The sequence below is a fragment of the Lelliottia sp. GFLA7 genome, from assembly GCF_056490165.1.
Genome location: NZ_JBWLAQ010000002.1, coordinates 231,806 through 254,786 on the forward strand (window position 1 = coordinate 231,806; position 22,981 = coordinate 254,786).

Sequence of the window (22,981 nt, forward strand, 5' to 3'; positions counted from 1 at the left end):
ATAAGTCAGATATCGTCTGGCTGGAAGCTCGCTGTCAACAAATATTGACAGCGAGGTGTTTTTTTAGTCTTTTTACTGCGGCTTTTTGCTCAATGTCTCTTTCAACTGCCCGATCAGTTCACGGCGGAAATCCCCAAGCCTCGGTTTGTCATCATTTAGCCAGGGTAACGGACGACACAACTCCATCGCCTTAATCCCTAATCGCGCAGTCAGCAGCCCCGCACCAATCCCTTGAGCCGCTCGAGTGGATAACCGCGCAGCCAGATCCTGGGACATCGAGTCCATCCCAACTTCTCGTACCAGTTCACTAGCACCGGCAAAGGCCATGTTCAGCAGCACCAGACGGAACAGGCGCAAGCGGCTGTAATATCCGAGTTCAATACCGTAAAGCGTCGCAATGCGGTTAATGAGTCGCAGATTTCGCCACGCGATAAAAGCCATATCCACCAGCGCCAGAGGGCTGACGGCGATCATCAACGTGGATTCCGCCGCAGACCGGCTGATCTCCCGGCGAGCCTGGGAATCAAGAACCGGCTGGACGATAGAGGCGTAGAGCGAGACGATTTCGCGATCGCTCTGCGTTTCATGAATTGCGGCATACCAACGCTGAAGAGCGGGATGCGACTGATCAATGCCCGCCTGGCTCGCCAGTTTTTCACAAAAGGCGCGCCCTTTTCCGGTCGCATGGCTGTGTAATAAATCACGTGCCTCATCACGCTCATGCGCGCGCTGACGTAAACGCCACAGGCGACGCCATTCTGTCGCGACCGAACCAACACCCGCACCGATGATAAGCGCCCCGGCGGCACAACCGCCCAAAGCCACCCAGTCATGCGTTTGCCACGCATTCATGGTCCACTGAACGCCCTGACCGACAACGCTGATGCCGAATAACGTCAGCCCTGCCGTGACCATTTTTCGCCATAAGCTACGTTTTGGGCGTAGCGCTGCTTCCACGACAGCCTCTGCGGGTCCCTCATCAGAGAGCAGCTCTTCCGCCACGGCTGGCGCAAAGTTTTCGGCTTGCGGCCCGCTAAACGCCTGAGCCGCTTTAAAGGCTTCGGCCCGCTCCTGCTCCAGCGTGCCGGGAAAATCAATACGGGGCTTTAAGGGTTCCGTCATCGCAATTTATCTCCAATCAAAAACTCCAGCGCCGCATCCAGGCGAATGTGCGGCAACGGCTGGTCAACATTCATTATTTGTGGGCGGAACGCTTCAAACTGAAAACCCTGGTTTTGCCAGAAGGCTTGTCCCGGAAGACGCGCAGGGACTTCACCGGGATAAACCGTTAACGGTTCACCGTCGCTCAGACGGTTGCCGCGCAGCGCCGGGATTTTTTCGCCATTGACGTCAATCAGCCCACTCTGCGTGGCCTGTACGGACGCCAGACCGAGACAATCCATGCTGATTCCTTCAAACGCCGCATTTTGCCAGGCGTCCTGAACCAGCTGTTGCAGCAGCGCAACCATATTGGCATGTTGATCGACGGTCACATGATCGGCCTTGGTGGCAGCGAACAGCAGTTTATCGATGACCGGCGAAAACAGTCGGCGAAATAACGTGCGCTGCCCGTAGTGGAAGCTTTGCATCAACTGCGTGAGTGCCAGGCGCATATCGTTAAAGGCGTGCGGCCCGCTGTTAAGCGGTTGCAGGCAATCCACTAGCACAATCTGGCGATCAAATTTGAGGAAGTGATTTTTGTAGAACCCCTTCACCACTTTTTCGCAGTAATAGTTGAAACGCTCGCGAAGCATGCCGACGTTGGTGTTTTTATCGGCCATGGCCAGCTTTGATTCCCCCCAGGCATCAACATCAGGCCATGGGAAAAATTGCAGTGCAGGCGCCCCGGCCATTTCACCCGGCAGAACAAAACGCCCCGGCTGAATGAAATGCAGCCCCTCTTTTTTGCACTGGTGAAGATAGTCGGTCCAGGCTTGCGCGATCGCGGCCAGCCGATTCTCATCTGCAGGCGCCAATGGATCCAGCCCGGCGCACAGTTCCTGCCATTTTAGAGACCACTCCGCACGTTGGCCTTGTAACAACCCCGTCATCTGGCGAGACCAGCTCAGGTAATCCTGCGCCAACATCGGTAAATCAAGCAGCCATTCGCCGGGATAATCGACGATTTCAAGATAGAGCGTCGAGGTGTCCTTGAAATGGCGGAGCAAAGAATCATTCGAGCGGAACCGCAGTGCCAGACGAATTTCGCTCACACCACGCGTGGGGGTCGGCCATGAAGGCGGCGTGCCATAAAGCTGCGCCAGCCCTTCATCATAGGTGAAACGCGGGATGCCAAAATCGCGCTGCGGTACGCGTTTTACGCCGAGTAAACGTTCCTCGCGCGCAGCACTCAGCAAGGGCAGACGAGCTCCGGTATGCAGATTGAGTAACTGATTAACCATCGCCGTAATAAATGCGGTTTTGCCGCTGCGACTCAAGCCCGTGACCGCCAGGCGCAAATGGCGATCAACGCCTCTGTTAACCAGTGAATTCAATTCATTTTTAAATCTCTTCATCGCCATCCTGTTTTGCCCCGAAGACTGTCGATATTGACTTCAGAATACAATAAATTGGGGCAGATCGTTGATTTTCAATTCAATCTGGCTGTCATTCCCCTTTTTTCTGCCGTAATATAATAAAATTCCCGCTACGATGGAGTTGTCAGGTGTATGTCACCCACAATTTATGATATTGCACGTGTTGCCGGCGTTTCAAAATCAACCGTGTCCCGTGTTCTTAACAAACAAACGAATATCTCTCCTGAAGCACAAGAGAAAGTGCTAAAAGCGATCGATGAATTAAATTATCAACCCAACAAACTCGCCCGCGCCCTCACGACATCGGGTTTCGATGCGATCATGGTTATTTCCACCCGTTCGACAAAAACAACAGCCGGTAATCCATTCTTCTCAGATGTTCTTCACGCGATAACCGCTAAAGCAGAACAAGAAGGCTTTGATGTTATTTTACAGACTTCCAAAAACAGTGAAGATGATTTACAGAAATGTGAAAGTAAAATTAAACAGAAAATGGTGAAAGGCATTATTATGCTGAGTTCACCCGCCAATGAAGCCTTTTTCCCAAGACTTGATGCGCATGGAATTCCGGTTGTGGTTATTGGCAAAGTTGAAGGTGACTTTACGAATATTTTTTCAGTAGATACGGATAACTTCCATGACAGCATGATGTTAACCGAAAAATTTATTAAACAAGGCTATCGTGATATCGCTTGCCTGCATGCTCCGCTTGAATATCTCGTCTCAATTGATCGACTAGCGGGTTATAAAATCTGCCTTAAGAATAATCATATTGCGTTCAATTCTGATTGGGTTGTAGACGGTGGTTATACGCATGAAAGTGCGCTGGATGCCGCCTGTAAATTACTTTCCGCTGCACATCCTCCTCGCGCTGTATTTGCTACAGACAGTATGAAATTACTGGCGCTGTATCGCGCTGCGGATGAGTTAAATCTGATGATACCTGAACAACTTGTTGTTGCCGGATACACCGATCCCATGCTGTCACTGATTTTGACACCCGCCCCAAGTGGTTTTGATATTCCGACGCGAAAGCTTGGTGAAGAAAGCTGCGATGTATTATTTAAACGGATCGCGGGTAAACCCGCACCGCAGCGCGTGATCGTAGAAACCCATTTCACCCAGACTGCCTCTTTAGCCTGAATCCAGGGGCATATTGCCCCTGGCAATGCTCACCTAAAATGCGTAATTCACACCGACGCCAGCATAGTGGAATCGGTCGTTTTTACCTTCATCATGGTTTTGCCATTCGTAGGCATATTCCAGCGTCATTGAGAGGCCGTTGGCGAAATCATACGCATACAGCATGCCCAAACGATTAAAGTCATGTCCTTCACGTTCAGGATCGTCCTGCCAGTCCCAATTTGACCAGCGATCCAACCCAATGCGGGTATAGGGCGTCAATGTGGTTTGCCCCATCGCAATAGGCAGATAAGCACGAATTTCCTGTGTGGAGAATTCCCCATTATTACGACCACCGTCAATATTGAAGCCGCGTTCTAAATAGTAATTTGTTTTAAAAGAAAACGTTTTATTAATCGTCCAGGTAAATCCTGTTTCAGTCTCAACACGACTATCGGAATAGCCTGTCTTTTCGAGATCGTTTGCAAACTGATACATTGCGAACCAACCGTTAAAGCGCCAGTTATCACTCAGTTTGAGATCCCAGTCAGGTTGGATTTTGTAGCGTTGCATATTTGCACTACCGTCTTTTGCACCATGCTCATCTTTAAAATGATAACCATAATTGCGGAATCCCCCTGTCAACCCAAGCGTAAAGTCGTCACTGCCAATAAAGCGATAGCGTAACTCGAATTCCGGACGATCAAAATAGGTCCCTCGGGTCATGCTACTGTAATCAACGGGTCCTTCCTGATACATAGCAAGTGAGACCGTCCAGGCATCGTAGGTGGCATTAAACCAAACGGAAGGCTCATATAAACCATCTTTATCATCACCCTGTCCTTCGACATTTTCGATTTCATACATCGCGCCAATATTAAAATCCCATTTTTTAACGGCCTCTGATGCCTGGGCGTTCGTCATTCCTGCGCATAATAAAAGCGCAGCACTTCTCAGTAGAGTACTCATCAATATATTCCTTTATAAAATAAGAACAACAACATCTGGAAATACTTTCCAGTCACTGACTATTTTTATCTTATGGCAATTTCCGTATCAGCATCGAAGAAATGACTTTTATCCATTTCAAACTGAATTGCCAAATTATCCCCAGAACGATAATCCTGTATTGTGCCTGCGCGAAGTACTAACTCGTGACCTCCGACATTGGCATAAAGCATAAACTCCGCGCCCGTGAGCTCGGCCACGCTCACTTTCGCGGGTATAACGGTAGCGCACTCTTGCGCGGTTATTATATTTTCAGGCCGAATACCTAACACGACAGCTTTACGCTGATAGCCCATCGTATTAAGCGTCGCGAGTTTTTCTTTGGGTATTTCGAGGCGCAACGTTTCGGTGACGAAATAGTCGCCATCTATTGCACCACGAATAAAGTTCATGGCTGGCGAACCAATAAACCCGGCAACAAACATATTGGCCGGTTCGTTATACACCTCCTTTGGTGCCCCCACCTGCTGAATAATCCCGTCCTTCATTATCACGATACGTGTTGCCATCGTCATGGCTTCGGTCTGATCGTGCGTCACGTAAATCATGGTGGTATTCAGTTTCTGATGAAGCTTGCTAATTTCTGCCCGCATCTGCACGCGTAGCTTCGCGTCAAGGTTTGACAGCGGCTCATCCATCAGAAACACGCCCGCTTCCCGCACGATGGCACGACCCAGTGCCACACGCTGGCGCTGACCACCAGAAAGCGCGCCCGGCTTGCGCTTCAGATAGTCACGTAGTCCCAGTATTTGCGCGGCCCAGCTGACGCGCTCCTCAATCACTTTCGGCGCGATCTTTTGCATTTTGAGACCAAACGCCATGTTGTCGTAAACCGTCATGTGCGGGTACAGCGCGTAGTTCTGAAAAACCATGGCGATGTCACGCGCCTTGGCGGGAACATCATTCATCACCACATCCCCGATCGTCAGTTCGCCTGCGCTAATCTCTTCGAGACCGGCAATCATGCGTAGCGTTGTGGATTTACCGCAGCCTGATGGCCCGACAAAAACGATAAATTCTTTGTCAGCAATTTCGAGGCAAAAATCCTTCACCACATGAACCTGGTTATCATAGATTTTGTGGATATGTTTTAGAGATAGCTGAGCCATTTGGTCCCCTTATAAGCACACATGTGGGCCACGTTTCGCGTCCCAGAAATCGGACAAACGCTGCCAGGTCAATTCATCCGTTGAAGAGAGTTTTAAACCGGCATCGGTGAGATCGTCTCCGATGCCGACAGAGAGCATTCCAGCGGCATTGATGGCCTCAATTCCCGCCTGTGCGTCTTCAATACCCATTGCCTGTGCCGGAGTGATACCTAAACCCCGACAAGCCGAGAGAAAGATCTCTGGATGGGGTTTTGAGTGCTGAATGAGTGAAGCATCCGCGCAAAAATCAAAAGCATGAGTAATGCCAAGCGAAGCAAGAATCATCGGGGCATTGAGCGATACGGAGGCCAGCCCAATGCGCACATTGGCGGCCCGTATATCGGCAAGAATTCGTGCAATTCCCGGCAAAAGAGAACCGCTGTTTAGCCCGCGTAGAGACTGCACATAGAGCTCATTTTTGGCCAGCGTCAGTCGATAGCACTCCTCGTGGCTAAAGGTATTTTCCAGCCCGCCGTGACGCAAAATTCGCTTTAGCGAATCCACACGGCTGATTCCCTTTAGTCCAGCGTTAAAGCTTTCATCAATCGTGATACCTATTCTTGCCGCCACTTCCCGCCATGCAAGGAAGTGCAGGTGAGCCGTATCGGTTATTACCCCATCCAAATCAAAAATGATGGCCTTGAGCATCATACCTCCCCGCAAGTGGTAGCGGTCCCACGAGCAACTAAATAAAAGTCATCCACTGTGAACGTATGGCTATCTATAATCGTCAGCGTTTTGCCCCACACCGTCAGCGTGACGGGTTCGGTTGTGTTAACCACCAGAGTTTGATTTTCAACAATGATATTCAGATGGGCAGTCCGCCATTTAAGGGGGAATTGCAGCCGTTGCCATTGGCCTGGCAAGCGAGGTGAAAGATGCAATTCACCATCAACGATCGTTACCCCAGCGAATCCCTGAATAACGCCTGACCAGATATACGCATCCTCTTCAACAGGAACCTGTTTGATTCGGATTAAAGGGTTCTCTTTCTCGAATCGTTCTATTAATTGAGAAATAACGGCTTGTCTCTCCTGCTCTACAGAAGAGTGCATAAATTCGATGGTCACAACGGTGTTATTATCATCCCGACAGCCGGATAATAGACCGCACGAAACCAGCGCCGACATCAGCACAATATTGGGAATCTTCATGTTTTTATTATTCCTTTAACAATGTTTAATCCACATCACCTGCCATGGATTGAGTGTCAGTAGACTATTGGTTATATTGGAACCTGTTAAGAGTTCCACTCCATAAGGTATATCGTCATAAAGAGTTTGCACTCTATTCTGAAAATTAAAAAAGGCTGTTAATTTCTCACCACCCGCAGAGATTCGCGTTATTTTAAGCACATGTTCATTTGGTATTGAGAAATTAGCTTTACTGTCTGGATGGAATACGCACTGTTGACGTCGAATAGCAATCATCCTGGTCAACACATTATAAATTTTAGTGCGTAATTGAGATGCATCTTCCAACTCTGCATCAATTTCTCCAGCCTGAAATTTACGACGATTTATCGCGCGATTGTAACCCAACCGTTCAACGCCATCATAATCATTGCGCGAGCCCAAAATACTTTGAATATAAATAGCCGGTACGCCGGGAAAACTTAATAACAGCGCATGGGCCAGCACAAACCTGGCGATACGTTCATTATCGTGACAGTTTTGAGGCGTTAACGCATCCAAATACGTGACGTTAATTTCATATGGGCTACGTGTGCCATCAGGATTATTTTTCCAGTTGACTCTCGCACCTTCATTTTGCAGTTTTTCGACCAGCGTCAGAATGTCTTCTTCCGGTAAAATACCGCGTAATGGGTTTAACCCTATACCGTCGTGGGAAGCGAGAAAGTTAAACCAGGTCGTCTCGGTTGAAGGCAACTCAAGCGTTTGCGCCCACTGACAAAGCGCGTGCACATTTTCACTGTGAATGCTGTGGAGCACGAGTGGCGGCAATGAAAACTGATACACCATTTGCGCTTCATTTGACCCACCACCAAAATAGGAAATGTTGTCTTTGTGCGGGACATTCGTTTCCGTGATGATCACCGTACCCGGCGCGACCGCTTCAGTGATAGCGCGGAATAATTGGATCAGCCGGTGTGTATTTTCCAGATGCAGACAGGTTGTGCCCGGCACTTTCCACATAAAGCCCACCGCATCAAGCCGGATGTAATCCGCCCCTTCAATGAGATAGTGCAGCAGGACATCAACCATGGCGATGAGGACCTGCGGACTGGCAAAGTTCAAATCAATCTGATCTTCACTGAACGTCGTCCATAAATGGCGGATTGAACCATCCGCCAGCGTAAACGGCGTTAAAAGCGGCAAGACTCTGGGGCGCGTGACGGCGGATAAATCAGTATCGGGATCAACTGCAATAAAAAAGTCTTCAAATCCCGGATTTTGATTCAAATAGTTTTCAAACCACTGACTTTTTGCCGACATATGATTACAGACAAAATCAAACATGAGATGAGTTGATTTTTTTAGTTCTGCTACATCTCCCCACTCACCTGTTTTCGCCGCAACTCGGTGATAATCCATAACAGAAAAACCGTCGTCAGAAGACCATGGGTAAAACGGTAATAGATGGACATGCGAAAAGTAAGGTGACAGCCAACGATTATAGAACCGCGTCAATATTGGTAATGCATTTTGGTCATTTTTTTGAAACTGATCGGCATACGTTATTAATACCACATCCTGCTCATCCCACTTCGATTTACGGGTACCAGTAATAAGGTTTTTTGCGTTCTTAATATTTTCAGAAAGGATTTCATAGTGTCCTAAAGAAAATGACTCTCCGTAGATGAGTCTAATAAGTTGCTCTATTTTATCGTCCATTGAATTTTCCATGGTAGCGGTCCCACGAGAGGCAATTTACGCTTATGGATTTTTTATGTCAATGCAATCGGAGGGGTTAAAAGAGAGGAAAAATAGAGCGTCAGTCAATAATGTGAGCTGTTGCAAAGAAAGGATGAAACTCGTGTTGTGTCGTACATAACGGAATTGCTGCTCTCTCGCAAAAGAAAGCAGCAATTAAATGTGAGGTCAGGATAAATAGCGGCGTGAGAAACGGTTTGCCACTTTCTTCAACAATGGCTCCAGCGCAACGGCCAACAGCATTCTGACGGGTTTACGGGCGATCGTTTTCACCGCCCAGCCCGCTACGCCTGCCGGGCCATAACGTAATGCTGTCAGTAAAACAAATTTGCCTGCGAATTTCAGGCCGGGTTTCATTTTCTGACCGGCCTGTTGCCAGTTTGATTTCATGTTATTTATCTCAGTTAGAGCTGACGAAAACGACTTCTGAGCGTAAAGGTGTCCGAGGTGACATAACGTTCCATTTCGCGCAGACGTTTCTCTCCGGCGGCCAGTTCAGCATCCACGGTGTCCAGCAGATCGCTGCTTGTAGGCGCTTCATCTGAATAAAGCGCACCGTCTGGGATAGGATCCAGAACAAAGGACAAAATGATGTAAGCCACCAAAGTAAAGAAGGCCAACCCAAAGAAAATCGACAGCACCGTTACGACGCGCACCAGCTTTACCGGAACATCCAGATAATGAGCCAGACCTGCGCAGACGCCGCGAACCATCCCCTGCTGGGGAATACGCCATAATTTTTTGTTCAGATTAAGTCCGGCCATTAACCATTCCTCCAGTTCGGATGCTCTGCGTCGAGAATGTCTTCCAGTGTCTGGATACGCTCGCGCATTTTTTTCGCCTCGTCGGTGAGCTGCATCAGGCGTTGCTGTTCACTTTGTGACAGATCGCCCCGAGCTGAACGGTTGCTGTAATGCAGCCATAACCAGATCGGCAGGACGAAAAGCACGAAAATGGTCAGGGGAATAGCCAGAAATAGCGCACTCATATGTACTCCTTGTCTTACGATGCGTTGCGGCACGCCAGGGTGCCGCTTCAATTATTATTGGTTGTCTTGCTTCATTTTTGCTTTGAGCGCGGCCAGTTGCTCACCAATAGCGTCATCCGCTTTCAGTTCTGCAAATTCCTGATCCAGCGTTTTCTGTTTGCCAAAGCTATGGCTTTCGGCTTCCGCTTCCATGTGATCGATACGGCGTTCGAAGGATTCAAAACGCGCCATCGCTTCATCAATTTTACCGCTATCAAGCTGACGACGAACATCACGAGACGAGTTAGCCGCCTGATGACGCAGCGTGAGCGCCTGCTGGCGAGCGCGCGTTTCGCTGAGTTTATTCTCCAGCTCCGCGATCTCTTTCTTCATGCGGGTCAACGTTTCATCCACCAGCGTGATTTCTTGCTCGAGCGTAGCAACGATATCGGTGAGCTTTTGCTTTTCGATCAGGGCCGAACGCGCCAGATCGTCTTTCTCTTTACGCAGTGCCAGCTCGGCCTTCTCTTGCCATTCGCTTTGCTGCGTGGTGGCCTGTTCAATACGGCGTGACAGCTGTTTCTTTTCGGCCAGCGCACGGGCTGAGGTAGAGCGCACTTCAACCAGCGTGTCTTCCATTTCCTGAATCATCAAACGCACCAGCTTTTGCGGGTCTTCTGCTTTTTCAAGCAGCGAGTTGATGTTGGCGTTCACGATGTCGGCAAAACGAGAAAAAATACCCATAATTCGAATCCTCACATTTCATGTGTCTGTTATCGGGCGATGCCCTGCTGAACTGATAATACAAATACCATGCCAACTTTATATCTTATTGATTTGTATGATTGTGGTTGATTTTGCCGCAACGAGAACCTACTCTCACTTGGTGAATATCGCTAATGAGTGGTTAATTTCATCATGACTGAATACAAAGACAATTTGCTGGGTGAGGCCAACAGTTTTCTGGAGATGCTGGAACAGGTGTCGCGGCTCGCACCGCTCAATAAGCCGGTATTGATTATTGGTGAGCGCGGGACCGGTAAAGAGCTGATCGCCAACCGCCTGCACTTCCTGTCTGGGCGTTGGGACGGCCCGTTTATTTCGCTCAACTGCGCAGCGCTCAACGAGAATTTGCTGGATTCCGAACTGTTCGGCCATGAAGCGGGCGCGTTTACGGGTGCGCAAAAGCGTCATCCTGGGCGTTTCGAGCGTGCGGATGGCGGGACGCTGTTCCTCGATGAGCTGGCCACCGCGCCGATGCTGGTTCAGGAAAAACTACTGCGAGTGATTGAGTACGGTGAACTGGAACGCGTGGGCGGTAGTCAGCCACTGCAGGTGAATGTCCGCCTGGTCTGTGCGACAAACGCCAATCTGCCGGAAATGGTGGCGGAGGAAAAATTTCGCGCTGATCTGCTGGACAGGCTGGCCTTTGATGTTGTCCAGTTGCCACCGCTGCGCGAGCGAAGTGGCGATATCATGCTTCTGGCAGAGCAGTTTGCGATTCAGATGTGTCGTGAATTGGGCCTGCCGCTTTTCGCCGGATTTAGCGACTACGCACGCGAAACACTGCTCAGTTACGCCTGGCCCGGGAATATTCGTGAACTGAAGAACGTGGTTGAGCGCTCTGTTTACCGCCATGCCAGCAGCGAAACTGAGCTGGACACTATCATCATCGATCCCTTCCACCGCAACGTTCCCGCCAAACCTAAACCCTCGCTTAATACGGATGCGCCTGCTTTGCCGCTCGACTTGCGGAAATTCCAGCATGTTCAGGAACAGCAACTGCTGGAACACAGCCTGAAAACAGCAAAATATAACCAGAAACACGCAGCTGAACTGCTGGGCCTGACCTACCATCAATTAAGGGCATTGCTCAAAAAGCATCAAATGCGCTGACATTATCAGCACTTACCCGCAGACATTTTTACGTAGCTGGGGTAAGTGCGATACACTTTGCAGATCGAATCTAAAAACCTTAAAAATTATGCGTCTGGTTTCATCGTCCCTGATTGCACTTGGTCTGTTTAGCCGCCTGGTCTTTGCTGCGCCTGAACCGACTACGCCTCCTGATATTCGCGACAGTGGTTTTGTCTATTGTGTGAGTGGGCAAGTCGACACGTTCAACCCGCAAAAGGCCGGTAGTGGCCTGATCGTCGACACCCTGGCCGCACAGCTTTACGATCGTCTGCTTGATGTCGATCCCTATACGTATCGTCTGGTTTCAGAACTGGCCGAGAGTTGGGAGGTGCTGGATAACGGCGCGACTTACCGTTTCCATCTGCGCAATGACGTCGCTTTTCAATCGACGCCCTGGTTTAAACCCACGCGTAAATTGAACGCTGATGATGTGGTGTTTACCTTCCAGCGCATTTTTAATCGCAATCATCCGTGGCATAACGTTAACGGTGGAAGCTTCCCTTACTTTGATAGTCTGCAGTTTGCCGACACGGTTAAAAGCGTGCGCAAACTGGATAATCACACGGTTGAATTTAACCTCACGCGCCCCGACGCCTCTTTTTTGTGGCATCTGGCGACGCACTACGCGTCTGTGATGTCGGCTGAATATGCAGCGCAATTGACGAAGCAGGATCATCAGGAATTACTCGACCGCCAGCCGGTCGGGACAGGTCCCTTCCAGTTGGCAGAATATCGCGCGGGTCAGTACATTCGCCTGCAACGCCATGAACATTTCTGGCGCGGCACGCCGTTGATGCCGCAAGTAGTGGTTGATCTGGGGTCTGGTGGTACGGGCCGATTGTCTAAACTGCTTACCGGGGAGTGCGATGTCCTCGCCTGGCCGGCCGCCAGCCAGTTGACCAGCCTGCGCGACGATCCGCGCCTGCGTTTGACCTTGCGCCCAGGCATGAACATCGCCTATCTGGCGTTTAATACCGATAAACCGCCGATGAATAATCCCGCGGTTCGTCACGCCCTGGCACTCGCTATTAATAATCAACGTCTGATGCAGTCGATCTATTACGGCACAGCCGAGACCGCGGCGTCTATTTTGCCACGCGCATCCTGGGCCTATGATAGCGACGCAAAAGTGACTGAGTACGATCCCGCAAAAGCGCGCGAACAGCTCAAAGCACTGGGTGCCGATAATCTCACGCTGCAGCTTTGGGTCCCGACGAGTTCACAGGCGTGGAACCCGAGTCCCTTAAAAACCGCAGAGCTGATTCAGGCGGATATGGCGCAGGTGGGCGTTAAAGTGGTGATCGTTCCCGTCGAAGGACGTTTCCAGGAAGCGCGATTAATGGACATGAATCATGATCTGACGCTTTCCGGCTGGTCTACGGACAGTAACGATCCCGACAGTTTCTTCCGCCCGCTTTTAAGCTGCGCAGCCATTCGGTCACAAACTAACTTTGCGCACTGGTGTAACCGGGAGTTTGACGCGGTTCTGCAAAAAGCGTTGTCCTCTCAGCAACTGGCATCGCGCATTGAAGCTTACGATGAAGCGCAGAATATCCTGGCCAAAGAGTTACCGGTTCTGCCCTTAGCTTCTTCGCTGCGCCTGCAAGCCTATCGCTATGACATTAAAGGCCTGGTGCTCAGCCCCTTCGGCAACGCCTCGTTTGCGGGCGTATCGCGTGAGAAAAAGGATGAGGTGAAAAAACCATGATTATTTTTACCTTACGTCGTTTGTTGCTCCTGGCGATTACGCTGTTCCTTCTGACGTTTGTCGGCTTTAGCCTGAGCTATTTTACGCCGCATGCGCCGCTGCAGGGTTCGTCGCTGTGGGATGGCTGGCTGTTCTGGTTTAACGGCGTGTTGCACTGGGACTTTGGCGTTTCCAGCATTAACGGTCAGTTGATTTCTCAACAGCTCAAAGAAGTTTTCCCGGCAACGATGGAGTTGTGCATTCTGGCGTTTGGTTTTGCTCTGATGGTGGGGATCCCGGTCGGCATGCTGGCGGGGATCACGCGCAATAAATGGCAGGACAAATTGATCAGCGCGATCGCCCTACTCGGCTTTTCGATTCCCGTATTTTGGCTGGCGCTACTGCTCACGTTGTTCTTCTCGCTCACGCTCGGCTGGCTGCCGGTGTCGGGGCGTTTTGATCTGCTTTATAACGTGAAAACCGTCACGGGCTTCGCGATTATTGATGCCTGGCTTTCGGATTCCATCTGGCGTCATGAAATGATCATTAGCACGCTGCGACACATGGTATTGCCGGTGTTGACGCTGGCCGTTGCGCCCACGACGGAAGTCATCCGCCTGATGCGTACCAGCACGATTGAGGTCTTTGATCAGAACTATGTTAAAGCGGCCGCCACGCGCGGTTTATCACGACTCACCATTTTGCGTCGTCACGTTTTACACAACGCACTCCCGCCGGTCATTCCAAAACTGGGACTGCAATTTTCTACCATGCTGACGCTGGCGATGATTACTGAGATGGTCTTTAGCTGGCCAGGACTTGGGCGTTGGATGATTAACGCGATCCGCCAGCAAGACTACGCGGCTATTTCGGCGGGGGTGATGGTGATCGGTTCGCTGGTGATCATCGTCAATGTTATTTCCGATATTCTGGGCGCTATGGCTAACCCGCTGAAACATAAGGAATGGTATGCCTTACGATAGCGTATACAGGGAAAAACGCGCTCCCGGTGTGGTGCGCACCGTGTGGCGCAAATTCTATGGCGACACCACGGCGATGATCGGCCTTTACGGCTGCGGTGGTCTGGCGTTGCTGTGCATATTTGGCGCGTGGTTTGCCCCTTATGGGCTCGATCAGCAGTTCCTTGGCTATCAACTGCTGCCCCCTTCATGGTCGCGCTATGGCGAAGTTTCCTTCTTCCTCGGGACCGACGATTTAGGCCGCGATGTGTTGAGCCGCCTGTTGAGCGGTGCAGCCCCGACGGTTGGCGGCGCGTTTGTTGTGACGTTTGCCGCCACCGTATTTGGTCTGGCGCTCGGGATTTTTGCCGGGGCGACGCACGGCCTGCGCTCGGCGGTACTGAATCATATTCTGGATACGCTGCTGTCGATCCCGTCGCTGCTGCTGGCCATTATTGTGGTCGCCTTTGCCGGGCCGCATCTTACTCACGCTATGTTTGCCGTCTGGCTGGCACTGCTCCCGCGCATGGTGCGCTCGGTTTATAGCCTGGTACATGACGAGCTGGAGAAAGAGTATGTGGTCGCGGCTCGCCTCGACGGCGCAACGACCATGAACATTTTGTGGTTTGCGGTGATGCCGAACATTGCCTCTGGGCTGGTGACGGAAATTACGCGTGCGCTTTCGATGGCAATTCTGGATATCGCCGCGCTCGGTTTTCTCGATCTTGGCGCGCAACTCCCCTCCCCGGAATGGGGCGCGATGCTCGGCGACGCGCTGGAATTAATTTATGTTGCGCCGTGGACGGTGATGCTGCCAGGTGCTGCAATTATGGTGAGCGTGCTGCTGATTAACCTGCTGGGCGATGGTATTCGCCGCGCAATCAATGCGGGGGTGCAATAATGCCGTTACTGGATATCCGCAATCTCACTATCGAATTCAAAACTTCCGAAGGCTGGGTGAAAGCCGTAGACCGCGTGAGCATTACGCTGGCTGAAGGCGAAATCCGCGGGCTGGTGGGTGAATCTGGCTCGGGTAAAAGTCTTATCGCCAAAGCCATTTGTGGCGTCGCGAAAGATAACTGGCGCGTGACGGCAGACCGCATGCGGTTTGACGATATCGATTTGTTACGGCTGTCACCGCGCGAGCGCCGCAGGCTGGTGGGTCACAACGTGTCGATGATCTTCCAGGAGCCACAATCCTGTCTCGATCCTTCGGAACGTGTCGGCAAACAGTTGATGCAGAATATCCCAGGATGGACCTATAAAGGCCGCTGGTGGCAGCGCGTCGGCTGGCGTAAACGCCGCGCCATTGAGCTATTACACCGCGTCGGGATTAAAGATCACAAAGACGCGATGCGCAGTTTCCCGTATGAATTGACCGACGGTGAATGCCAGAAGGTAATGATCGCCATTGCGCTGGCCAATCAGCCACGCATGCTGATTGCTGATGAGCCGACAAACGCCATGGAGCCAACTACCCAGGCGCAGATTTTCCGCCTGCTGACGCGCCTTAATCAGAACAACAACACCACCATTTTGCTGATCAGCCACGATCTGCAAATGCTGAGCAAATGGGCGGATAAAATTGACGTGATGTACTGCGGACAAACGGTAGAAACCGCCGTCAGTGAAGATCTGGTGTATGCCCCGCATCATCCGTATACCCAGGCGCTGATCCGCGCGATTCCTGATTTTGGCAGCGCGATGCCGCATAAAAGCCGTCTGAATACGTTACCGGGCGCGATTCCGTTGCTGGAATCGCTGCCGATTGGCTGTCGACTGGGCCCCCGCTGCCCTTACGCACAGCGCAAATGCATTGAAACGCCTCGATTAACGGGTGCTAAAACGCATCTTTTTGCCTGTCATTTCCCGCTGAACATGGAGAGAGAGTGAAATGGTCGAAACATTGCTTGAAGTGCGCAATCTCAGTAAGACCTTTCGCTATCGCACTGGCCTGTTTCATAAACAAACCGTCGAGGCGGTAAAACCGCTCAGCTTTACCCTGCGCGAAAAGCAAACGCTGGCCATTATCGGCGAGAACGGTTCCGGTAAATCGACGCTGGCGAAAATGCTCGCTGGCATGGTTGAACCGAGCGCAGGCGATGTGCTGATCGACGATCACTTTTTGTCGTTTGGTGACTATTCGTTTCGCAGTCAGCGCATTCGTATGATTTTCCAGGATCCGTCAACATCATTGAATCCGCGACAGCGCATTTCGCAAATCCTCGATTTCCCCCTGCGGCTGAATACCGATCTGGAACCCGAGGAACGCCGCAAGCGCATCATTGAAACGCTGCGGATGGTGGGTTTGCTGCCCGATCACGTCAGCTATTATCCACACATGCTGGCACCGGGGCAGAAACAGCGTCTGGGGCTTGCACGTGCGCTTATCCTGCGCCCGAAGGTGATTATCGCCGATGAAGCGCTGGCCTCGCTGGATATGTCGATGCGTTCGCAGCTGATCAACCTGATGCTGGAGTTGCAGGAGAAACAGGGTATTTCTTATATCTATGTGACACAGCACCTGGGAATGATGAAACATATCAGCGACCAAGTTCTGGTGATGCACCACGGTGAAGTGGTCGAGCGCGGAAGTACCGCTGATGTGTTGGCTTCCCCGCTTCACGATCTGACGAAACGACTGATTGCCGGTCATTTTGGCGAAGCCTTAACGGCTGATGCATGGCGGAAAGATAAATAATAAAAGGCGGATAAAACCGCCCTTTTTGTCATCTCCGATTGTTATCATAGAGATGACAAAATGACAGGCAAATAGAATTTAACACTCCCCTCATTGACTTCCTTTTTTATTTTTCGTCTACGCAATAGCACGATTGTCTCATTCAACAGATCCGCAGTGTATTTTCGGATTCATAATAATGGTGCTACATGAATGTTTTTAGAGATAATTAATAAGTTGCCTAACCTTATTAATTGCGAACATAAAATGAATTCGACTCAACTCAATCCCGCTCTATTATCGTCTTCTTTGGATAAACCTCAGGACCATATTTTACGTTTAATCAAGACTCTGTCTCCCCATGCTCAGGTTGTGCCTGCGGACAAACTCCCCACGCTCGACTTTGTCAGAACCAATACTAAGCTGTGCTATTTGCTTGAGGAGGGTCATGTGATCATCAATCGCAGAGATGATGGTATGACCCTTAACACAGAGTCAGCCCCTTTCGTCTTTGGATTTACATTAAACAGCAAACTGCATCCGCGCCTGTGTATCCGACCCTCGCCAGACGCCGTACTTCATAGATTGTCACTTGAAAATGCCCTTCAAATTGTTGAAAAAGAGTCACTCTGGGAACCTTTGACCCAATTACTGATCTTCATCTCAGCACGCTTGTTCATACACTGTACAAGACTGTCACAATCAGGAATGTATGAAACAGTTCGCTCGCTTTTAATTGAGCTGATTAATGAATCGTCAAAAATCCGTCATGCTGAATCAACCTACAATTACATTCAAAACAGGTGTTTACTTTCCCGTAGCGGAATTATGTCTATACTTGCTTCACTTCGCGTTGGCGGACACATTGAGCTAGAGAATGGTAAGCTCATTAAAATCAATTACCTCCCTGAGAAAATATGATTTAAATCAACTCCTTTCTCACTTTTAAACATTGTAAATGTTTATCTGTTTATCTACTCTTATCATTACATGTTTTTTAGGTTTAATATTTATGGATGGAAAACCTTTGGAAACCCCTGCATTAAACCAACCATTCCCGTGGGCCAAACAATTGGTCGAGTCTTTGACGCCCTTTGCGCCCATAAAGTCCTATCGAAAAGGGATACGCCTGGGGCTCATTGAGAACGATGTTCCGGTGTGCCGTTTGATTCATTCAGGTTCAATTGAAATACACCGTTCTTCAGATGGTCTACTCATTGTCACGCTGCCAGCGCCAGGAATCATTGGTCTCGGCGTACATGACGCCTTTCTTATGACTGCTGAAACGTGCAAAGTCTCAACGCTGACCGTTGCTGACATGCAGCAGCACATTTCAGATAACGGCCTTTGGGAAATAGCGGCCCAACATATGATTGTTGTAACGAATAAACTTTATTCTTACAGCAAACAAATGAGTGCGCCCACCGCGTATGAAGTGATTCGTAACCAGCTAAGGGAACTGAGTCACGAACCCGCTCACTTTCGTGAACACGTCACGATTGAACGTTATATCCGCGATAAGACGCATCTCTCCCGAAGCAGCATAATGAAAATCTTGTCTGAATTAAAAACGGGCGGGTATATCGTCATTAAGGACGGGCGGTTATGCGAGATTAAGCATCTGCCCGCTAAATACTGACCACGTGGCGGGAGGTTGGATCAGTCCAGATTCTTTCTACTGGTATCATCCTGGCGTGTTATGTCGTTCTCTTAAAAGCTGCCACCTGAGGGCTCTTTTGAAATTCAGGTGACATTTCATCTGCATAGTGGGCTATAATTCTGCCCTGCTATCTATTTATTCTGGCTATGTGATTTCTAACTATATGAATACAAAGCCAAAGTAAGCAATGACTATAAGGATCAAAGCTATGGGTTTTCTTTCCGGTAAGCGCATTCTGGTAACTGGCGTCGCCAGCAAACTGTCCATCGCCTACGGCATCGCACAGGCTATGCACCGCGAAGGCGCTGAACTGGCGTTCACCTACCAGAACGACAAGCTGAAAGGCCGCGTTGAAGAGTTCGCCGCGCAGCTGGGTTCAAGCATCATTCTGGAATGCGACGTTGCTCAAGACGAAAGCATTGACGGTATGTTCGCTGAACTGGCAAAAGTATGGCCAAAATTCGACGGTTTCGTTCACTCAATCGGTTTCGCACCGGGCGATCAGCTGGACGGCGACTATGTGAATGCGGTAACCCGTGAAGGCTTCAAAATCGCTCACGACATCAGCTCTTACAGCTTCGTGGCCATGGCAAAAGCGTGTCGCACCATGCTGAATCCAGGCTCTGCTCTGCTGACTCTGTCCTACCTGGGCGCTGAGCGTGCTATCCCTAACTATAACGTTATGGGTCTGGCTAAAGCATCTCTGGAAGCTAACGTGCGCTATATGGCGAACGCAATGGGCCCAGAAGGCGTGCGTGTTAACGGTATTTCTGCAGGCCCAATCCGTACTCTGGCGGCTTCCGGTATCAAAGATTTCCGTAAAATGCTGGCGCATTGCGAAGCGGTTACCCCGATTCGTCGTACCGTCACCATCGAAGACGTGGGTAACTCTGCGGCTTTCCTGTGCTCTGACCTCTCTGCTGGCATCTCCGGCGAAGTGGTTCACGTTGACGGCGGTTTCAACATCGCGGCGATGAACGAGCTGGAAATTAAATAAGCTTTTTACTCTCTTCCCTCCGGGGAAGAGAGTTCCCCCTGTTTTGTGCCTGTCAATTCTTCGTTTTGCCTCTCGTTATTCCGTTCTGCTATTTGTTATCACCTAACAATATTTTTCCGCTCGTAAGCCATGCGCCAGGATATTGATCGCCATTTGAGATCAAGGAACGCACATGGAACAACGCCGTTTTTCCGGCAAAGGCCACTGGTATCACGAAACCCAGACAAATCATTGTCCGGATGACGTTCTCCCACTGGTTCCCGAGGCCGCTAATGTCGCCGATCGTTTTTTGCTCGATTTAGCGTTACCGAACGAAATTGTGACGCACTGTGAAAGCTGGTTAACCCCCTCGCTGGCTTTACGCGATCGGCTTTTCCCTCGTCAGGTTAATCTGAGCCGTCTCCATACGCTCAGCGCTTATGATCGTTTAAGCACCGCGCTAACGGTTGCCCAGGCGTGTGGCGTCCAGCGTTTATGTAATCATTACGCAGCTCTTCTGGCTCCTCTTCCAGGGCCGGACTCTTCGCGTGAAAGCAATCAACGTCTCGCCCAAATTACCCAATATGCTCGCCAGCTTGCCTGCTCACCTGACGTGATCAATTCCAGGGCGCAGCTGCAGCTTGATGAAGTGGGCCTGACGACTTACGACGTTATTCTGATCAATCAAATCATCGGTTTTATCGGTTTTCAGGCGCGCGTGGTTGCCGCGTTTCAGGCGTTGCTAGGACATCCCGTGCGTTGGTTGCCGGGCCATCACATTCCCCCTCATGCTCAAATCGATGATATCAACATGAACGAGTGGGCATCGATTATCCCTGGCGTAGAGTTACGCTACGCGAGCGCGCAGCAGCTGGAATCGCTTGCTCGCTGGCAATCAGAAGTCTGTCTCGGCGATCTCGCGCCAGTGCTGTGCCACGAGCCCGCATTACTGGATTGCTTAGGTGAGATTTTGACAAGTGGCATTAAGGATTTACCGGCGCACTACGCAAACCACCCGTCACTCCCGGGTGCTGTGGACTTACTCACACGCTCGCCCGACCGCTTCAGCGCCGCGCAACTGACACCGCTGATTGATGATGGAATTCCGGCTGCGGATGCCATTAATTTGCTCGCCTGGACCGCTTTTTGCGGGTGGCTTAACCGCCTGAAAATCGCGTTGCGCGCGGGCGAATAACCTTACTGATTACCTAAAGAGCGCTTGCTGTACCAGGCAGAATCGCGTAAAACTGTCAGCCGCTCAATGGCCACGAAAATAGAACACTATGCTTCAGGACAACCCGCTGCTAGCGCAGCTTAAACAGCAACTGCATTCCCAGACGCCGCGTGCAGAAGGGGTCGTAAAAGCCACGGAAAAAGGCTTTGGCTTCCTGGAAGTCGACGCGCAGAAAAGCTACTTCATCCCGCCTCCGCAGATGAAGAAAGTGATGCACGGCGATCGTGTGACGGCGGTTATTCACACCCAAAAGGATCGTGAAACTGCCGAGCCAGAAGAACTTATCGAGCCTTTCCTGACCCGCTTTGTTGGGAAGGTCCACAAAAAAGACGACCGTCTTTCTATTGTTCCAGATCATCCCCTGCTGAAAGATGCGATTCCTTGCCGTGCAGATCGCAACTGCGAGCACGATTTCAAAGAAGGTGACTGGGCCGTTGCCCAGATGCGTCGCCATCCCCTGAAAGGCGATCGCGGTTTCTATGCCGATCTGACCCATTTTATTACCTACAGCGACGACCATTTCGTCCCGTGGTGGGTGACGCTTGCGCGTCATAACCTGGAAAAAGAAGCGCCAAACGGCGTGGCGACCGAAATGCTGGACGAAGGCCTCGAGCGTCGCGATCTGACGGCGCTGAACTTTGTCACCATCGACAGCGCCAGTACGCAGGATATGGATGATGCGCTGTATGTCGAAGAAGGTGCTGACGGCAAACTGCATTTGACCGTGGCGATTGCCGATCCGACCGCCTGGATTGCAGAAGGCAGCAAACTGGACGATTCGGCGAAAGTCCGGGCGTTTACGAACTATCTGCCGGGCTTTAACATCCCAATGCTGCCCCGTGAACTGTCTGACGATCTCTGCTCACTTCGCCCGAATCAGATTCGCCCGGTTCTTGCCTGTCGTATGACCATCGCCGCAGATGGCACGATTGAAGATGACATCGAATTCTTCGCTGCCACTATCGAATCTAAAGCCAAACTGGCCTACGACGATGTTTCAAATTGGCTGGAAGGCGCAGGCAATTGGAAACCAGAGAGCGAGGCTATTGCACAGCAAATCACGCTGCTGCAACGCGTGTGTCTGAGTCGTGGCGAATGGCGTAAAACTCATGCGCTGGTCTTCAAGGACCGCCCTGATTATCGCTTCGTTCTGGGCGAAAAAGGGGAAGTGCTGGACATCGTTGCTGAACCACGCCGCATCGCCAACCGCATTGTGGAAGAATCGATGATTGCTGCCAACATTTGTGCGGCGCGTGTTCTGCGCGACAAATTAGGCTTTGGCATCTACAACGTGCATACCGGCTTTGACCCAGCCAACACCGAAGCGCTGGCTGCCCTGCTCAAAACGCACGATGTCCACGTCGATCCGCAGGAAGTGCTGACTCTGGAAGGATTCTGCAAACTTCGTCGTGAACTTGACGCGCAACCGTCAGGTTTCCTCGACAGCCGCATTCGTCGCTTCCAGTCGTATGCTGAAATTAGCACCGAACCGGGCCCGCACTTTGGTTTAGGCCTTGAAGCGTACGCGACATGGACTTCCCCAATCCGTAAATACGGCGACATGGTTAACCATCGTCTGCTGAAAGCGATTGTGAAAGGCGAAACCATTGCGCGTCCGCAGGATGAAGCCACTGTACAGATGGCTGAGCGCCGCCGCCTGAACCGCATGGCTGAACGTGATGTCGGTGACTGGCTGTATGCGCGCTTCCTGAGTGATAAAGCCGGTACTGATACCCGTTTTGCAGCGGAGATTATTGATATCAGCCGTGGCGGTATGCGTGTCCGCCTGGTGGAGAATGGTGCTGTTGCCTTTATTCCTGCGCCTTTCCTGCATGCGGTCCGCGATGAACTGGTGTGTAGCCAGGAAAACGGTTCTGTGCAGATCAAAGGTGAAACGGTTTACAAGGTCACAGATGTGATTGATGTGAACATTGCGGAAGTCCGTATGGAAACCCGCAGCATTATCGCGCGCCCTGTCGTCTGATAACGTTTAAATGTCGGCTGTTTCCTTTCTGGAATAGCCGACATTTTTATTTCCCCCTAAATTACGCACGCATCACTCTTTGTTAATATTTTCCTCCCGAACCCCGCAAAAACTATCACAATTATCTACAGTAAAAGAAAACCGTCGTCTTACGTGAAGGGAATTTTTATCCACTTATATCCTTTTTAGCGTTTCTCGTTTTATTATA

23 protein-coding genes and 1 pseudogene are annotated in these 22,981 nt (G+C 50.6%); 12 read left to right on the plus strand and 12 right to left on the minus strand.

Annotated elements, in window-relative coordinates; genetic code table 11:
• Positions 1-72: 72 nt before the first annotated feature.
• Both AC07RN_RS06535 and AC07RN_RS06540 read right to left on the minus strand, forming a co-directional pair.
• Positions 73-1,122 carry a TIGR01620 family protein gene (locus AC07RN_RS06535; protein WP_478335923.1) on the minus strand — a complete coding sequence of 350 codons (1,050 nt, stop codon included), beginning with the start codon at positions 1,120-1,122 and terminating at the stop codon, positions 73-75.
• Positions 1,119-2,516: a YcjX family GTP-binding protein gene (locus AC07RN_RS06540; RefSeq protein ID WP_041689416.1), complete on the minus strand. Its 1,398-nt coding sequence runs from the start codon at positions 2,514-2,516 to the stop codon at positions 1,119-1,121. Before AC07RN_RS06540 ends, AC07RN_RS06535 begins: the two co-directional genes overlap by 4 nt.
• A gap of 153 nt (positions 2,517-2,669) precedes the next feature.
• Between AC07RN_RS06540 and AC07RN_RS06545 the strand changes: the two genes are divergently transcribed.
• Positions 2,670-3,680 (plus strand): LacI family DNA-binding transcriptional regulator, encoded by a 1,011-nt coding sequence (locus AC07RN_RS06545; protein ID WP_478335924.1) that lies wholly within the window; start codon positions 2,670-2,672, stop codon positions 3,678-3,680.
• A gap of 33 nt (positions 3,681-3,713) precedes the next feature.
• Here AC07RN_RS06545 and AC07RN_RS06550 read toward each other — a convergent pair whose 3' ends face one another.
• The 10 genes and pseudogenes from AC07RN_RS06550 to pspA all read right to left on the minus strand — a co-directional run bounded on the left by AC07RN_RS06550 (position 3,714) and on the right by pspA (position 10,420).
• Positions 3,714-4,628: an OmpG family monomeric porin gene (locus AC07RN_RS06550; RefSeq protein WP_478335925.1), complete on the minus strand. Its 915-nt coding sequence runs from the start codon at positions 4,626-4,628 to the stop codon at positions 3,714-3,716.
• 65 nt (positions 4,629-4,693) lie between these two features.
• A complete protein-coding gene (locus AC07RN_RS06555; protein ID WP_478335926.1) occupies positions 4,694-5,776 on the minus strand; it encodes an ABC transporter ATP-binding protein in 1,083 nt (360 codons plus the stop codon).
• A 9-nt stretch (positions 5,777-5,785) separates the two neighbouring features.
• Complete coding sequence (gene pgmB, locus AC07RN_RS06560) at positions 5,786-6,466, minus strand: beta-phosphoglucomutase (protein ID WP_478335927.1); 681 nt, start codon at positions 6,464-6,466, stop codon at positions 5,786-5,788.
• The gene (locus AC07RN_RS06565; protein WP_478336278.1) at positions 6,463-6,699 is read right to left on the minus strand and encodes a glycosyl hydrolase family 65 domain-containing protein; all 237 of its coding nucleotides are present in this window, start codon (positions 6,697-6,699) and stop codon (positions 6,463-6,465) included. Before AC07RN_RS06565 ends, pgmB begins: the two co-directional genes overlap by 4 nt.
• A 54-nt stretch (positions 6,700-6,753) precedes the next feature.
• Positions 6,754-6,969 (minus strand): annotated as a pseudogene (locus AC07RN_RS06570) (sugar ABC transporter substrate-binding protein); the annotation flags it as partial.
• Positions 6,970-6,984: 15 nt separating this feature from the next.
• Entirely contained in the window at positions 6,985-8,682 is a 1,698-nt protein-coding gene (locus AC07RN_RS06575; RefSeq protein WP_478335928.1) for a sugar phosphorylase, read from the minus strand.
• Between the two features lie 195 nt (positions 8,683-8,877).
• The gene (gene pspD / locus AC07RN_RS06580; protein WP_449554506.1) at positions 8,878-9,099 is read right to left on the minus strand and encodes a phage shock protein PspD; all 222 of its coding nucleotides are present in this window, start codon (positions 9,097-9,099) and stop codon (positions 8,878-8,880) included.
• A 14-nt stretch (positions 9,100-9,113) separates the two neighbouring features.
• Positions 9,114-9,473 (minus strand): envelope stress response membrane protein PspC, encoded by a 360-nt coding sequence (gene pspC / locus AC07RN_RS06585; RefSeq protein WP_012017557.1) that lies wholly within the window; start codon positions 9,471-9,473, stop codon positions 9,114-9,116.
• Positions 9,473-9,697 carry an envelope stress response membrane protein PspB gene (gene pspB / locus AC07RN_RS06590; RefSeq protein ID WP_012017558.1) on the minus strand — a complete coding sequence of 75 codons (225 nt, stop codon included), beginning with the start codon at positions 9,695-9,697 and terminating at the stop codon, positions 9,473-9,475. Before pspB ends, pspC begins: the two co-directional genes overlap by 1 nt.
• 54 nt (positions 9,698-9,751) lie before the next feature.
• Positions 9,752-10,420: a phage shock protein PspA gene (gene pspA / locus AC07RN_RS06595; RefSeq protein WP_012017559.1), complete on the minus strand. Its 669-nt coding sequence runs from the start codon at positions 10,418-10,420 to the stop codon at positions 9,752-9,754.
• Positions 10,421-10,594: 174 nt separating this feature from the next.
• On the opposite strand from pspA, the gene pspF reads away from it, so the two are divergent.
• The 11 genes from pspF (at position 10,595) to AC07RN_RS06650 (ending at position 22,773) form a co-directional block, all read left to right on the plus strand.
• A complete protein-coding gene (gene pspF, locus AC07RN_RS06600; RefSeq protein WP_012017560.1) occupies positions 10,595-11,572 on the plus strand; it encodes a phage shock protein operon transcriptional activator in 978 nt (325 codons plus the stop codon).
• An 88-nt stretch (positions 11,573-11,660) separates the two neighbouring features.
• Positions 11,661-13,301: an ABC transporter substrate-binding protein SapA gene (sapA, locus tag AC07RN_RS06605; protein WP_012017561.1), complete on the plus strand. Its 1,641-nt coding sequence runs from the start codon at positions 11,661-11,663 to the stop codon at positions 13,299-13,301.
• On the plus strand, positions 13,298-14,263 hold the full coding sequence (gene sapB / locus AC07RN_RS06610) for a putrescine export ABC transporter permease SapB (RefSeq protein ID WP_012017562.1): 966 nt from the start codon (positions 13,298-13,300) through the stop codon (positions 14,261-14,263). Before sapA ends, sapB begins: the two co-directional genes overlap by 4 nt.
• On the plus strand, positions 14,250-15,140 hold the full coding sequence (sapC, locus tag AC07RN_RS06615) for a putrescine export ABC transporter permease SapC (RefSeq protein WP_186752904.1): 891 nt from the start codon (positions 14,250-14,252) through the stop codon (positions 15,138-15,140). Before sapB ends, sapC begins: the two co-directional genes overlap by 14 nt.
• Positions 15,140-16,132, plus strand: coding sequence for a putrescine export ABC transporter ATP-binding protein SapD (sapD, locus tag AC07RN_RS06620; RefSeq protein ID WP_478335929.1), 993 nt, complete (start codon positions 15,140-15,142; stop codon positions 16,130-16,132). Before sapC ends, sapD begins: the two co-directional genes overlap by 1 nt.
• Before the next feature lies 1 nt (position 16,133).
• On the plus strand, positions 16,134-16,940 hold the full coding sequence (gene sapF / locus AC07RN_RS06625) for a putrescine export ABC transporter ATP-binding protein SapF (protein WP_449554509.1): 807 nt from the start codon (positions 16,134-16,136) through the stop codon (positions 16,938-16,940).
• 192 nt (positions 16,941-17,132) lie between these two features.
• On the plus strand, positions 17,133-17,840 hold the full coding sequence (locus AC07RN_RS06630; RefSeq protein ID WP_478335930.1) for a helix-turn-helix domain-containing protein: 708 nt from the start codon (positions 17,133-17,135) through the stop codon (positions 17,838-17,840).
• A gap of 91 nt (positions 17,841-17,931) precedes the next feature.
• Positions 17,932-18,558, plus strand: coding sequence for a winged helix-turn-helix transcriptional regulator (locus tag AC07RN_RS06635; protein ID WP_478335931.1), 627 nt, complete (start codon positions 17,932-17,934; stop codon positions 18,556-18,558).
• A 229-nt stretch (positions 18,559-18,787) separates the two neighbouring features.
• A complete protein-coding gene (gene fabI / locus AC07RN_RS06640) occupies positions 18,788-19,576 on the plus strand; it encodes an enoyl-ACP reductase FabI (protein WP_012017568.1) in 789 nt (262 codons plus the stop codon).
• A 172-nt stretch (positions 19,577-19,748) separates the two neighbouring features.
• Positions 19,749-20,750 carry a CMD domain-containing protein gene (locus AC07RN_RS06645; RefSeq protein WP_478335932.1) on the plus strand — a complete coding sequence of 334 codons (1,002 nt, stop codon included), beginning with the start codon at positions 19,749-19,751 and terminating at the stop codon, positions 20,748-20,750.
• A gap of 88 nt (positions 20,751-20,838) precedes the next feature.
• Entirely contained in the window at positions 20,839-22,773 is a 1,935-nt protein-coding gene (locus tag AC07RN_RS06650; RefSeq protein WP_012017570.1) for an exoribonuclease II, read from the plus strand.
• The last annotated feature ends 208 nt before the right edge of the window (positions 22,774-22,981 follow it).

Coding starts and splice junctions, on each gene's coding strand:
- pspD (WP_449554506.1), bottom strand. CDS start 9,099: ATGAAATCAAACTGGCAACAGGCCGGTCAGAAAATGAAACCCGGCCTG.
- sapD (WP_478335929.1), top strand. CDS start 15,140: ATGCCGTTACTGGATATCCGCAATCTCACTATCGAATTCAAAACTTCC.
- pspA (WP_012017559.1), bottom strand. CDS start 10,420: ATGGGTATTTTTTCTCGTTTTGCCGACATCGTGAACGCCAACATCAAC.
- fabI (WP_012017568.1), top strand. CDS start 18,788: ATGGGTTTTCTTTCCGGTAAGCGCATTCTGGTAACTGGCGTCGCCAGC.
- AC07RN_RS06635 (WP_478335931.1), top strand. CDS start 17,932: ATGGATGGAAAACCTTTGGAAACCCCTGCATTAAACCAACCATTCCCG.
- AC07RN_RS06540 (WP_041689416.1), bottom strand. CDS start 2,516: ATGAAGAGATTTAAAAATGAATTGAATTCACTGGTTAACAGAGGCGTT.
- AC07RN_RS06575 (WP_478335928.1), bottom strand. CDS start 8,682: ATGGAAAATTCAATGGACGATAAAATAGAGCAACTTATTAGACTCATC.
- sapB (WP_012017562.1), top strand. CDS start 13,298: ATGATTATTTTTACCTTACGTCGTTTGTTGCTCCTGGCGATTACGCTG.
- AC07RN_RS06630 (WP_478335930.1), top strand. CDS start 17,133: ATGTTTTTAGAGATAATTAATAAGTTGCCTAACCTTATTAATTGCGAA.
- AC07RN_RS06535 (WP_478335923.1), bottom strand. CDS start 1,122: ATGACGGAACCCTTAAAGCCCCGTATTGATTTTCCCGGCACGCTGGAG.
- pspC (WP_012017557.1), bottom strand. CDS start 9,473: ATGGCCGGACTTAATCTGAACAAAAAATTATGGCGTATTCCCCAGCAG.
- sapA (WP_012017561.1), top strand. CDS start 11,661: ATGCGTCTGGTTTCATCGTCCCTGATTGCACTTGGTCTGTTTAGCCGC.
- sapF (WP_449554509.1), top strand. CDS start 16,134: ATGGTCGAAACATTGCTTGAAGTGCGCAATCTCAGTAAGACCTTTCGC.
- AC07RN_RS06555 (WP_478335926.1), bottom strand. CDS start 5,776: ATGGCTCAGCTATCTCTAAAACATATCCACAAAATCTATGATAACCAG.
- AC07RN_RS06645 (WP_478335932.1), top strand. CDS start 19,749: ATGGAACAACGCCGTTTTTCCGGCAAAGGCCACTGGTATCACGAAACC.
- pgmB (WP_478335927.1), bottom strand. CDS start 6,466: ATGATGCTCAAGGCCATCATTTTTGATTTGGATGGGGTAATAACCGAT.
- AC07RN_RS06550 (WP_478335925.1), bottom strand. CDS start 4,628: ATGAGTACTCTACTGAGAAGTGCTGCGCTTTTATTATGCGCAGGAATG.
- pspF (WP_012017560.1), top strand. CDS start 10,595: ATGACTGAATACAAAGACAATTTGCTGGGTGAGGCCAACAGTTTTCTG.
- pspB (WP_012017558.1), bottom strand. CDS start 9,697: ATGAGTGCGCTATTTCTGGCTATTCCCCTGACCATTTTCGTGCTTTTC.
- sapC (WP_186752904.1), top strand. CDS start 14,250: ATGCCTTACGATAGCGTATACAGGGAAAAACGCGCTCCCGGTGTGGTG.
- AC07RN_RS06650 (WP_012017570.1), top strand. CDS start 20,839: ATGCTTCAGGACAACCCGCTGCTAGCGCAGCTTAAACAGCAACTGCAT.
- AC07RN_RS06545 (WP_478335924.1), top strand. CDS start 2,670: ATGTCACCCACAATTTATGATATTGCACGTGTTGCCGGCGTTTCAAAA.